The organism is Halorientalis persicus, from assembly GCF_900110215.1.
GTDB lineage: Archaea > Halobacteriota > Halobacteria > Halobacteriales > Haloarculaceae > Halorientalis > Halorientalis persica.
The window spans coordinates 22,732-35,807 of sequence record NZ_FOCX01000007.1 but is presented as its reverse complement, the minus strand read 5'-3'; the positions used below and the strand labels follow the sequence as shown (position 1 = coordinate 35,807).

The window sequence follows — 13,076 nt, the reverse complement described above, 5'->3', positions numbered from 1 at the left end:
ACCGACAGGCTCTGTTCAGTTATCTCGCCAAAGTTGATCTGAATGTCACGCATTTCTCGTCATATTACCATACTCCTCATTCAATAAGTCTATTCGTTAACGAATGGCCATTCTATGCCGGTGGGGACGACAAACAGCAAGTCGGAGCCTCGAGCGTGCTCCGTTTCGGGGTCGATTCGGCATCTTCCACCGTTCGGCCGATCTGACCGGCATTCGTCCACCGTGGCGCTGGCGCGTTCGCCCACCGCTCGGTTACCCTGCCGACGGACACACGGCTGGCGGGCAGAGCGACGGCCGCTGTCCGAACGTGTCCGAAAAAGCGTGTGCGAGAGTCACCTCGAGTGGGCTGGGTCGGCGGCCCCACGAGCGGGCCCGGTCCGTCTCAGTCGTCGGCCGCGACGGCACCCTCTTCCCTGCCAACTCCCGTGAAGCCGGCCGCGTTGGCGACTTTGGCGATTTCCGGTCTGAACACCCACGCGGACAGCAACACGATCGGGATCATCGTGACGGCGGCGACGGAGTACCCGAGATGGAGGTTCGCCAGCCACGGCGCGGAGTAAAACAGCGGGTAGACGATGCCGCCGACGGTACCGATGCCGCCGACGACGCCCGCGACCGCCCCGGAACTGTTCGGGAACATCGCGGGCACCTGTGCGAAGATCGCCCCTTCGGCCCACGCACAGCCCGCACCGACGAGGAAGCCGACGACGACTGCGTTCAGCAGGACGCCGGAGAGTCCGGCCAGCGTCATCGCGAACATCATCACGACGATGAAACAGAGGCCGAGGAACGTCCACTGTCCGCGGTACTGTCCCGTGAAGAAGGGGAGAATGTTCTTCTCCTTTCTGGCCAGGATGTCGCTGACGTAGCCACCGAACGGCCGGAGCAGTCCCGCGGCGATCGAGAACGTCGCGGCGAAGGTACTCGCGATCACGAGGTTGTTCTGATCGAATGCTTCACGGTAGTACGTCGCGAGCCAGCCGTTCATCGAGAGTTCGAGGCCAAAGGACATGATGTAGGCGGCCGCGAGCACGACCGTCCCGTAGCGGGTGGCCGTGTGAATCCACCCCTTCAGACTGGCGTTGTCCTTGGTCGCCTGGCGTTTCTCCTCGGTCTTTGCGGCTTCACCCAGCGTATAGTACGCGATTGCGAGGCCGATCGAGACGATCCCGGTATAAAAGAAGGCCGCTCGCCAGTTCGTCGAGAACAGCGGCCCGCTCCACCCCTGGCCGAACACGCGCGGGAGGATGAGCGCGCCGCCGGCGGCCCCGGCGTTGCCGACCCCGGCGTAGATCCCTTCGGCCAGTCCGAGGTTCTCCTCCTCGAACCACTCGGCGACGTGCTGGATGCCGATGACGAACGTGATTCCGGCCGTCGCGACGATGAGCCGCGTCACGAAGAAGATCGAGTAGTCCTGCGCGAACGCGGAGGCCATCGAGAACACGCCGACGTATGCCAGGACGATGGCGAAGATGGCCGGTGCCCCGAACTTATCGGAGAGCCACCCGGTCAGGATGCGACCGAACGGGGCCATCCAGATCGCCGAACTGGCGAGGATGCCGATCTCGGCCGTCGAAAGCCCGAACTCCTGGGCCATCCCACCCGTGAACGGCGCGAAGGAAAACCAGATCAGAAACGAGAAATTGAAGCCGATCGTCGCGAGCAACAGCGTCCGGTACTTCGTCATCCTGATCAGTCCCATGCGATCCCCTCCGGGAACGCCGATGAACCCCATCTGCCCGACACACCAGGTTCCACTTCGTCAACTTTCGATCTCTTTTGTGCCATGTATGGCCACATTGCTACAAGATTTCATTAAGAACAGGTGCTTATAGTCGTACCCGTTTAGAAATCGGCAACTTTGCATCTGCTGCCCAACGACCGGACAATGTGTCCGTCTCTCGCTCGGTCCCGGTGTCGATTTTGTCCAATCTCGAAAAGTGGTCTCGACTGCTGTCCATTCGTCAATCCAGGTTCGTCCGGACACTGTCGGGCCAAGTGACGGTGAGCCCATCCCGGGGCGGTGTCGGAACCGAACGGCGAGTGGTTCTCTGGTGGATGTACGTTCACGAACTATTCTTATTTTCGCCAATCAAAAGACTTAGTGGGGCGATAATACGACTATGTATTAACACGAGCTGAAACCATGTACGAACATCCATTCGCTATCACTCCCTCCCACGCCGTTCCGGGCTCGTGCGTCCGCGGAGCCGCCGAGACCGGGGGGCGGCGTGTGCCCCCATCCGGTCGGGGTACCGAGAGACGATGACTCGATGGAAGCCCACGACGTGTATGCGGTGTGCCGTCGGCTGTGGGCAACTCCAGCGGGGTACCGACAGGGGGTACGGTGTCGGTGACGTGCAGGGCGATCACCAACATCCGACTGCCGAAGGCCTCTCCTGTGAACGCGGGATTCGGGAGACGAAGAACCCGCGAGGGGAGTGGCTCACGGAACCGCTCATTCGGCGGGGCGATCAGCTCGTGGCCACGTCGTGGGACGTGGCGCTGGGCACGGTCGCCGCCGAGTTGCTGAAAGCGATGGCCGACGATCCCGACACCGTCGCCGTGCTGGGGAGTGGGCAACAGACCAACGAGGCTGCCTACGCGCTCGGGAAAGTCGCCAGGGGGGGTATCGGGACACAGTACTTCGACGCGAACACGACGCTGTGTATGGCGTCGGCGGTGACTGCGTACTACGACGCCTTCGGGAGCGACGCGCCGCCGTGTACCTACGACGACATCCCGGAGGCGGAGACACACGTCGTCTGGGGGGCCAACCCCGCGGTCGCCCATCCGGTGTTGTATCGCTGGATTCTCGACAGCGCGATGGCGTCGGAGTGTCGGCTCGTCGTGGTCGACCCCGTCGAGAGCGAGACCGCTGCCGACGCCGACCACCACGTCCAGCCCGAACCGGGAACCGACCTCATGCTCGCCCGGGCGGTGCTGGCACAGCGGGTCGAGAGTGGTGGCATCGACGAGGACTTCGTCGAGAACTACACTGCGGGCTTCGACCGGCTGGTCGAGTCGCTCCCGGATGTCCAGACGGCCGCTGAGACCGCCGGCGTTTCGCGAGCGACCGTCGACGAACTGGCGGCCGCGTTCGACGCGAAGACGCTCCTGTACTGGGGCATGGGGATCAACCAGAGCACGCACGGGACCGACGCCGCGCGGATGCTGATCAACCTCTGTCTGGCGACGGGGAACGTGGGTCCCGGGAGCGGCCCCTTCTCGCTGACCGGCCAGGCGAACTCGATGGGGACCCGCGTCTGCTCGTCGAAGGGGACCTGGCCGGGCCACCAGGCGTTCACCGACGACGCCACCCGCGAACGCGTCGCGGAGGCGTGGGACGTTCCGCTCGATCGGCTCCCGTCGTCGACCGGTCCCGGCCCCGTCGGCATCGTCGACGAGATCAACAGGGGGCACATCGAGGCCTGCTGGACGGTCGCGACGAACCCCGCCGTCGGTATGCCCAACGCCACCAACGTCAAGCGCGCGCTCGACGACGTCTTCCTCGTCGTCCAGGACGCGTTCCGGTCGGAGACCGTCGAACACGCCGACGTGGTCCTCCCCGCGGCGACGTGGGGCGAGAGTGAGGGGACCGTGATGAACATGGAACGGCGCATCTCCAGGGTCACGGCCGTGAGCGACGTCATCGACACCGTCCGGCAGGACATCGACATCATCGCAGCCGTCGGGAACCGACTCGCCGACGGCCTGTTCGACGAGCCGCCGCTGGAGCCGGAGCCGGTCTTCGACGAGATTCGCGATCTGACGGCCGGGACGCCGGCCGATATCTCGGGTGTCTCCTACGAACGTCTCGAAGCCGAGCGAGCCGTTCGCTGGCCTGCCCCCGACGAGACGACCGAAGGGGGATACCGGTACTACGACGACGGTTCGTGGTCGTTCCCGACCGAGTCCGGGCTGGCGCGGTTCTCGCCGGCCTCGTATCGTGGCGTCCCCGAACCGACCGATCCGACGTATCCGTTGCTCCTGACCACTGGCCGACGCGCCGAGGCGTACAACACGGGCGTCCGGAACGACGACGAGACGATCCCGAACGCCCGCGTCCACCCCGAGACGGCCGGCCAGTACATCGACGTGGTGGACCGCGGGAAGACCGTCGTCGAGTCCCGCCGGGGGTCGGTAACCGTCACGCTCACGCCGGACGACAGCATCCCTACCGGTGCCATCTGGCTGGACATCCACAACCCCGAGGTGAACGAGCTGACGCTCCCGGCGGTCGACCCCGACTCCAACGAACCCAACTTCAAGCAGTGTGCGGTCCGGCTGTCGCTTCCGGACCAGTCCTCGCCCGTGACCCGCGACGGCGTCCTCCGCTCGGATACGATCGGCGACGACTGATACCGCCGTCGAACCGCTTCAGTCGGCCGCCGCCGGCAGTTCCGCTTCGGGTGTCGCCAATCGAACGGCACACTGTTTGAAGTGTGGTTCCCTCGACTGGGGGTCCCGATCCGAGAGCGTCAGTCGGTTCGTCGCCGGATGGTGGATCGGCAGCCACACCATCCCCTCGGGAACGCCCTCGTCGCGCTCGACGTGGACGGTCGCGGACCCCCGCCGCGACGTGACGGTCAGTCGCTCGTCACCGGCGAGCTCCGCGTGCTCGTCGACCGTCTCCGGGTGGATCCGAGCCACGAGGGCACCAGCCTCCCCGCCACGGGAGCGGACACCGGTGTTGTACCCGTCGGCCTCGCGGGCGGTGGTCAAGGTGAGGGGATACGCCTCGTCGGTCGGCTCGGGCAGGGGGTCTTGCTGGCCGGTGGAAAACTGCGCGTTCCCGGTCGCCGTGGGAAACGCCCACGACTCGCCGTCGGTGGGTGTCTCGCTACCCGCGTCCGGTTCGGCGCTCGTGTCGGTCCCCTCGTAGTACCGGTAGCTACCAGACTGGTCCGGGTCGGGTGCGGGCCAGCGAACGGCCTGCTCGTGTTCGAGGCGGTCGTAGGAGATGCCCGAGCAGTCGGCGACGGTCCCCTCGGTCAGGCCCGCGAACTCCGCGAAGACCTCGCTGGGGTCCGGTGACGAACTCTCGAAGAGGTCCGGGCACAGCCGCGACCCGATGGTCGCGATGATGTCGAGGTCGGGCCGGACCCCGTCCGGGAGGTCCGTCGCGGCCCGGACGCGGGAGATGGTCCGCTCCATGTTGGTGGTCGTCCCCTCGCTCTCACCCCACGTCGCCGCGGGGAGGACGACGTCGGCGATCTCGGTCGTCTCCGTGTGAAAGGCGTCCTGAGCGACGACGAAGGCGTCCTCCAACTGTTCGCGCGCGCTGTCGGCCGCGGGCATCCCCGCGACGGGATTCGTGGCGACGGCCCACACCACCTCGGGCCCCTGCTCCAGTATGCCGACCGGGCCGGGGCCGGTGTCGTCCGGCAGACGGTCGACGGGCACGCCCCACTCCGCGGCGACCAGTCGCCGGTGGTCAGGGTCGCCGAAGGCTCGCTGGCCCGGCCAGGAGCCTTTCGACGAGCAGATGCGGGTCCCCATCGAGTTCGCCTGGCCGGTCAGCGAGAAGGGACCGCCGCCGGGACTGAGGTTCCCGGTCGCCAGCGTGAGGTCGATCAGGGCACGCGCCGTTTCGGTTCCCTGGACGTGCTGATTGATGCCCATCCCCCAGTACAGGAGCGCGTGCTGGTCCAGTGCGTCGGCCAGGCGCTCGACGTCGTCCATTCCGACGCCGGCCGTCGCGGCTGCCGTCTCCGCGTCGGGTAGTGTCGCCAGCAACGCCTCGAAGCCGTCGGTGGCCGCCGAGACGAACGCCTCGTCGATGCGGTCGGTCGCCACCAGTCGGGCGAGGACGGCCCGGGCGAGGGCGAGGTCCTTCCCGGGCTCGGGGGCGACGTGGTGGTCGCTGGCCTCGGCCGTCGCCGAGCGCACGGGATCGACAGTGACGAGCTCGGTGTCCGTGGCGGCTTCGCTGATCCAGCGGAACAGCACTGGATGGGCGACGGCGGGGTTCGCACCCCAGACGACGTGCCGGTCCGCGTCTTCGATATCGTCGTAGGTACACGGCGGTGCGTCGCTCCCGAAGGCCTGGTAGTAGGCAGTCACCGCCGACGCCATACACAGCGTCGTGTTCGCGTCGTAATTGCGCGTGCCGAGGCCACCGCGGGCGACTTTCCCGAGCGCGTAGGCGGCCTCGTTGGTCTGTTGCCCACTCCCCAGCACGGCGACCGAATCGGGGTCCGACGCGTGGGCATCGCGCAGTCGCTGTGTCGCCGTCGTGAGGGCCTCGTCCCACGTCGCCCGCTGTAGCTTCCCGTTCTCCCGGACGAGTGGCTGTGTGAGCCAGTCGCCGTCGGGGTCGCGGCTCTCCTCGATCCCACGCGAGCAGGCCAACCCCTGGTTGACCGGATGGGTCGCGTCGCCCCGCACCGCTTCGATACCGATGCCGGCGTCCGGGCTCCGCTGTAAGTGGCCACAGCCGACGGCACACCGCATACACGTCGTCGGCACCCAATCGCTCACAGCCGATCACGCGCCGATGCGGCACCGGATCGTTCCTCGCGGCTCACCGAATACGGACGTTCGACTACCATCTCTCTACCAATCCGAATGAACAGACAACACTAAATCTTATCTCTTTACGAAACACGGTGTTTGTCGGAGATACGAAAAACAATCAAAATACACTCCGTTAGTTGGGTCGGCGGACCCGGTTACTGTAAGATTTTGAGGCTTGCCACGCCAGCCGTCCGCGCCGAGCGAACGGGGGACGACTGTTCCGTGGCCGTCCCAGTCGTCCTCGGCCGAGCGGGGCACAACCGCTTTGCCGACCCGGGGCCAACGGGTGGCCATGACCGACCTCGCCGACCGGGAGTGGCGGTTGATTCGCGAGGAGGCCTGGGACGGGCCGATGAACATGGCCCTCGACGAGATCGCGGCCGAGACCGCCGCTCGGGGCGGCCCGCGCACGCTCAGAGTCTACCAGTGGGACCCGAGCACGCTCTCGCTGGGGTACAATCAGGACGCCGAGACTGTGGACTGGGACTACTGCGACCGCGAGGGGATCACCGTCACCCGGCGGCCGACCGGCGGCGGCGGCATCTACCACGACACGCACGGCGACATCTCCTACTCGATCGTCGCGCCGGCCGAGGAACTCCCCGGTGACTTGATGGAGTGTTACGACCTGCTCTGTACGCCGATCATGGACGCCTTCGCGGCCATGGACGTGCCGGCGACCTTCGCCGAGGAGCAACGACCCGCCGTCTACCAGCCGGCCTGTTACCTCCGGGCACTCCACCCGGCCCACGACGTGGTGTCGGCGACCGACGGGCGCAAACTCAGCGGTAACGCCCAGTACCGTCGCAAGGACAGCGTCATCCAGCACGGGTCACTCACCTACGCCGGCCGACCCGAGCGCCACCTCGCGGTCTTTTCGGGCCACGACGTGACCGGCGACGCGTTCGAAGAGCGGGTGGGGGCGATCGCGGACTACGCCGACCGTTCCCGGACCGAAGCCGTCGAATCGCTGACGGACGCGCTCGCGACGTGGGCCGACGCCGACGACGGCGAATGGACCGACGACGAACTGACGCGTGCACGGGAGCGTGCAGACGCGAAGTATCGGTCGGCGGAGTGGGTCCGAGACGGGACGGACCCGACCTGATCGGCGGCGCTTACTCCGCCGTCAGGGCGCACAGCGGCCCGTTTGGTTCGTTGAAATAGACGGTCCCGTCCGCGATGGCCACCGCCCCGCGGACGCCGTTCCCGACGCTTCTGGTCCAGGCCCGCTCGCCCGTCCCGGCGTCCAGTCCGAGTAGCGTGCCGTCGCCGTCGTTGAACACCACGATTCCGTCGGACGCGGCTGGCGGGCCGAGGACGGACCCGGTCCCGTCGGCCACCCACTTCGTTCGGCCGTCGGTAACCTCGAACGCGACCGGGCGGTACGAGCGGGAGCGCTGGGCATACACCGCCTCGTCACCGACCGCGATGCGCTCCTCTTGGAACGGGCCTGGTGCGAACCACCGCGTGCGTCCCTCGGCGAGGTCGAGCGCGGCCAGATGGGACTCGCTGAGCGCGAATACGGTGTCGTGGGCGACGGCCGCCGCGGCGACGGGTTCCCCGCCGGCGGCCGCCCACAGGAGCGACCCGTCGGCGGCGTCGAACGCCTGGAGCGGGTCTCGGCCGGCGACGACGACCCCGTCGGCGACTGCGGGTGCCCCGAGCAACGGCTCGCCCACGTTCTCGGACCACACCACGTCTCCGGATGCGGCGTCGATGGCGTACAACTCGTCGTCGGTCACGTACACCGTGCCGTCGGCGACGGTGCCACTGCCCTGCCAGATGTTCCCGGCGGCCGGGACCGTCCACAGAACGTCGCCGCTCGCCGCGTCGACGCCGCGGAAGTCCTCGGGTGTTCCGAAGGCGACGACGCCGTCCCCGACCGCGGGCATGGTCGTCCGTGGCGGGTCGCCGTGGGCCCACTGCTCGGTACCGTCGTCGACGGACAGCGCCCTGAGCGAGCGCCCGGCGTAGACGGTGCCGTTCGCGACCACCGGGGCGGTGTCGCGGTGAGCGAACTCGACGGCAGACGCGGTCCACGCCGCCGTCGGACTGGACCCTGGTGCGGTGGTCCCGGGATTGTGCGCGCTTGCCCCCGGGTCGTACGCCGCGGCGGGCCAGGACGCGCCGCCGTCGATGGCCGACCGTGCCGCCGGCGATACCAGTCCGGGGTAGTCCTCAACGACCTGATCGCTCGCGAAGGTGGTGGCGAACCGGAACTCCCCTTGCTCGGGCCGGCCGGCTCCCTCGCCGCCGAAGAACTGCGGCTGGAAGGCGAGGCTGACGGTTCGTTCCTGCCCGGACGCGAGCAGCAGGGGTCGCCGGCGGTCGATGGACCCCTCCGCCTCGGTGTGGGACAGGGACACGACGAGCATCGCCTGTCTGGCGCGCTCGCCGGTGTTCTCGACGGTGGCCTCGGTCCGGACCACGATGCCGCCGCCGTCGACCCGTTCGATCCCGTTCACCTGCAGCGGGCCGTCGTACTCGGCCAGGTTCCCGGTCGGTGACCCCTCGGTGGGCTCCCCACCGTCGGATCCGTCCGATCCGAACAGCCCCAGACAGCCGGTCAGGCCGCCGAGCGTGACGGCCGTGCCGGCCGCGAGACACCGACGGCGCGTCGCCGATCGTCGTTCGTCGTTCACGGGTTCGCCTCGTCGTGTCGGCAATAAAAGATTTCGTTACTATTGAAACCCTGGCTCGCCGAAACCGGGGCGACCGGCGGCCGTTGAACCGCGACGGGCTGTCGATCAGCTCATCCCGAAATTCTCGGGTTCGTTCCCCAGTTCCTCGACGATAGCCTCGTGGATCTCACGGACTGGCGGGGTGTCACGGGTCGGGTCGAGCCAGTGATTCGAGAGCCACTTGTAGCGGACCCGCCGGTCCTGGTCGACGAGAAACGTCGACCGGCGCGCGCGACTGCTGATCTTGAACGCCCGGTAGCGGACGCCGAAGGCCTCCGCGATGTCCAGATCCGGGTCGGCAAAGAGCGGGAACCCGAGGTCGAGATAGTCGATGAACCGCTTGTGGAGGGCGGCCCCGGACTTGCTGACGCCGACGACCTGGACCTGATCGCCCGTCGCGAACCAGTCGAAGTCCCGGAAGTCACACCACTCGTCGATGCAGTCCGGGCTGAAATCGGCCGTGTAGAAGTTGAACAGGACTGGCTTGTCCTCCAGCAGTTCCGTCAGTGTCACCGTCCGCTCGGCCCCGTCGGGGTCGACCAACTGGCCGGAAACGTCCGGAACACGCTCGCCGACGGCGAGTCCCGTCGAATCTGTCATTCACGGGCCTACGACTGACGCCCGTAATACCTTTGGCCCGGTTTCGAGACGCGCACCTTCGAAAAGTTGGATTATTGCTATGAAACCGGAAGCCAAGAATATCGAATGATAATTTGCACTTTACACCTTTACGTGTGGCTGCTCGAGTTCGCAGATATGAGATCGAGAGTGTTGGAAAAATATGGATTTTGCCGGGGCGGTGTCGCGACACAGCGCCGTGGCCGCCGTGACCGATGAGCGACGAATCCTCACCCACTACCGACGAGGCGGACGTGCGGGAGGGACCTGGGGAGTCGGTCGAACCGACCGTGACGGACGACGTGGCCGAACCGGACGAGTCGAGTGAGGCGGACGCGGCCCCCGATTCGGACGGGACAGCGCAATCGGACGGTGTGGAAGAGGCGGGAGTTTCGATCGACAGGCGAACGGTCCTCAAGGCTGGTGCACTGACGACTATCACGTCGATCGGTGCGAGTGGGTTCCTGCTCGCTGGCGACGCGGATTCGTCGGACGACGTGCAGTACGGATACGGTGGCACCCCGATCGAGACGACCGAGGTGCCGACCGAATCCACCCGGACCGACGGGAGCGTGCCGACCGGTGCGACGACCACCACGGCCGCAGGTATGACGGCGACCGAGACACGAAACGCGACGACCGAACGCGACGGAACCGACGCCGACGGACGCGTCGCGGCGAGCAGTGGCGACGGTGAATCACGCACGTCGACGGCCGACGCGACGACGACCACGACGACCACGGAAACGACGACTGCGACGACAGCGACCACAACCACCACCGAACTGGATTCCGACACGTACGGCGTCCAGGGATACGGCGAGTACGGCTACGGCGGCGTCGAACCGAGCGGATAGTTCGCTCGTCCGATTTATCATCGTCTATCCTGACATAATTATCAATGGAATCATAAATTACTTTAGCAACTAGTCAGTTACAATTATGTGACGAGGGTGAACACGGTGGGCCGATATCCGAAAGCGGTTAGGGCTGCTAGCATCAAGTGTATCGACTGTAACGCGCCAGTTGTCGAGACGATCGATAGCTCGTAGGTCTGTGCGGAGTGTGGTGGGTCGCCGATCCGATCGCGCGTCGGAACCGACGGCGGAGAGACCACGGACTGATGGCGACGGACTCGAACAGCGGAATCGGCGGGTCCGGTTCCGCACCTGGGGTGGACGAGTCCGTCGGCCAGTCGTCGGACGGTTCGTCACGGACGGACCACGCCGGCGACGATCTGTTGGTACAGCGCGATAGCGACCAGGAGCCGAGCCTGACGATCGTGATGCCGACCCTCAACGAGGAGGAGGGCATCACGGAGTGCATGGAACGCGCCAAGACGGCCATCGCCGAACTCGGCGTGGTCGCCGAGATTATCGTCAGCGACAGCTCGACGGATCGCACCCCCGAGATTGCTCGCGAACTCGGGGCGATCGTGGTCGAACCGGACGAGGGTGGCTACGGCAACGCCTACAAGTACGCGTTCGAGCGTGCCCGCGGCGAGTACATCGCCATCGGCGATGCCGACACGACCTACGACTTCGAGGAGTTGCCCAAACTGGTCAAGCTCGCCAACCGCGACGACGTAGACATCGCCATGGGGAGCCGCCTCGACGGCGAGATCAAGGCCGGTGCGATGCCGCCGCTGCACCAGTACGTCGGCAACCCGCTCCTGACCGCGTTTTTGAACACGTTCTACGACGCCGGTGTGAGTGACGCACACAGCGGCCTCCGCGTGCTGGACGCCGACGCACTGGCCCGGCTGGATCTGGAGACGACCGGGATGGAGTTCGCCAGCGAGATGATCATGGACGCCGCGGCCAAGGACATGACCATCGCCGAGAAGCCGATCACCTACCACGAGCGCGAGGGTGAAGCGACTCTCGACAGCTTCCGTGACGGCTGGCGGCACGTCAAGTTCATGCTCGTGAACGCGCCCGGTTACCTGTTCTCGCTGCCGGCCGCGTTGCTCACGCTCGCGGGCATCGCGGTCATGGGGCTGTCGCTGTTCGGGACCTCGCTCGGCAGCGTGACCTTCGGCCTCCAGACGATGATCGGCGGGAGTTTGGTTACGGTCGTCGGCTATCAGGTCGGCACGTTGGCGATGTTCAGTTCGCTGGCGACGGACCCGATCCGCGAGCCCCGCGACCCGATCACGAGCAGAGTTCGCGGCAACTTCAAGCTCGAACACGGCGCGTCGCTGGGCCTCCTGCTGTTCGCCGCCGGCGCGCTCGTGTTGAGCTACGGCGTCGTCGGCTGGACGATCACCGGCTACGCGGCCGTGCCAAGCGCCAGCGTGAACCTGCTCGCCTCCACCGTCACGCTGCTCGGGGTTCAGACCATCTTCTGTTCCTTTTTCCTGAGTATGCTGGCGACCGCTGACCAAGAGTCGTAGTCCACATCGAGTCGTCCTTTTTTCAGTTGGCAAGAGACAGTGTGGCCTACGATCGGGAGAGTGTCGATACGTACCGAGCAGAACTCTACCGATCACACCCGAAGACGGCGTCCAGAGACACGCTGGCAGCCGTGGTAACGATCGATATCGTCGAGCCGTTGCTCGTCGAGTTCGCGCTGGGTGTCGAGGGAACGAGACGGGAACTCGGTGGATCGGAGTTTTACACCGGTCGAGATATGGCCGACTGCGAGTGTGACGACGGGGCCTGTCTCGACGCCATCAGGCGATACTTCTCCTATCTGCCTTGGAATGAGTGACGGACCAACCGACGCGCCGGACTCGGCCGCGGCTGATTAACTGACAGAGGTCATCTCCGAGAACCCCCGCAAGAGTGCAGTGCTGTCGGGAGGTGGGCCCACACGCGAGCTTCAGCCACTAGGTTCGCTAACGGTACGAACACATAGGCCAAAATGGATCGACACGGATTCACCCACCCGGCTGGTGCAGAATCGTCTCGATATAACCGGCGCAGACGGCTCTGTGGACGCCATGGTTTGCCACCGAGGCGTCGTCAGTCCGTCCACACAGCGAATGGCGGCTTTAGAGGCTGTCTCTGGCCCGTTTCGAAGCGTACAGCTGGTCTCCGGATTTCCACAAAGCCCGTTTTCGACCGCAAGATAACACTAAGCAGTTCGAATCTTACAATTCTGGTGACAGTGCAGTACCACGCCAGACTGGAACCTCCACAGACCTGAATTGGTCGAAAACATACCGTAGAAACACTCAAAATGCTGACTGGATGCTGAGGAGGCCGAAACGAACGCCTCACTGACGACTGCAGTCATGACGGTGGATCTGAC

The 13,076-nt window shown here is 65.9% G+C and carries 9 protein-coding genes; 5 read left to right on the top strand and 4 right to left on the bottom strand.

Annotation, left to right across the window (positions count from 1 at the left end):
• Positions 1 to 382 precede the first annotated feature (382 nt).
• A complete protein-coding gene (locus BMX17_RS09500; protein WP_092659600.1) occupies positions 383 to 1,702 on the bottom strand; it encodes an MFS transporter in 1,320 nt (439 codons plus the stop codon).
• Positions 1,703 to 2,265: 563 nt separating this feature from the next.
• Here BMX17_RS09500 and nasA (BMX17_RS09495) point away from each other — a divergent pair.
• Entirely contained in the window at positions 2,266 to 4,362 is a 2,097-nt protein-coding gene (nasA, locus tag BMX17_RS09495; protein ID WP_092659365.1) for an assimilatory nitrate reductase NasA, read from the top strand.
• Positions 4,363 to 4,380: 18 nt separating this feature from the next.
• Here nasA (BMX17_RS09495) and nasA (BMX17_RS09490) read toward each other — a convergent pair whose 3' ends face one another.
• Entirely contained in the window at positions 4,381 to 6,483 is a 2,103-nt protein-coding gene (gene nasA / locus BMX17_RS09490) for an assimilatory nitrate reductase NasA (RefSeq protein WP_092659363.1), read from the bottom strand.
• Between the two features lie 328 nt (positions 6,484 to 6,811).
• Between nasA (BMX17_RS09490) and BMX17_RS09485 the strand changes: the two genes are divergently transcribed.
• A complete protein-coding gene (locus BMX17_RS09485) occupies positions 6,812 to 7,627 on the top strand; it encodes a lipoate--protein ligase family protein (protein WP_092659361.1) in 816 nt (271 codons plus the stop codon).
• 10 nt (positions 7,628 to 7,637) lie between these two features.
• On the opposite strand, the gene BMX17_RS09480 is transcribed toward BMX17_RS09485, so the two are convergent.
• Both BMX17_RS09480 and BMX17_RS09475 read right to left on the bottom strand, forming a co-directional pair.
• Positions 7,638 to 9,164 (bottom strand): PQQ-binding-like beta-propeller repeat protein, encoded by a 1,527-nt coding sequence (locus tag BMX17_RS09480; RefSeq protein ID WP_092659359.1) that lies wholly within the window; start codon positions 9,162 to 9,164, stop codon positions 7,638 to 7,640.
• A gap of 105 nt (positions 9,165 to 9,269) precedes the next feature.
• Positions 9,270 to 9,803: a peroxiredoxin family protein gene (locus tag BMX17_RS09475; RefSeq protein ID WP_092659357.1), complete on the bottom strand. Its 534-nt coding sequence runs from the start codon at positions 9,801 to 9,803 to the stop codon at positions 9,270 to 9,272.
• Between the two features lie 233 nt (positions 9,804 to 10,036).
• Here BMX17_RS09475 and BMX17_RS09470 point away from each other — a divergent pair, with 233 nt between their 5' ends.
• From BMX17_RS09470 to BMX17_RS09460, 3 genes are all read left to right on the top strand, one after another.
• A complete protein-coding gene (locus BMX17_RS09470; RefSeq protein WP_092659355.1) occupies positions 10,037 to 10,678 on the top strand; it encodes a hypothetical protein in 642 nt (213 codons plus the stop codon).
• A gap of 266 nt (positions 10,679 to 10,944) precedes the next feature.
• Positions 10,945 to 12,216: a glycosyltransferase family 2 protein gene (locus BMX17_RS09465; protein ID WP_092659599.1), complete on the top strand. Its 1,272-nt coding sequence runs from the start codon at positions 10,945 to 10,947 to the stop codon at positions 12,214 to 12,216.
• A gap of 41 nt (positions 12,217 to 12,257) precedes the next feature.
• A complete protein-coding gene (locus BMX17_RS09460; RefSeq protein WP_092659353.1) occupies positions 12,258 to 12,533 on the top strand; it encodes a hypothetical protein in 276 nt (91 codons plus the stop codon).
• Positions 12,534 to 13,076 lie beyond the last annotated feature (543 nt).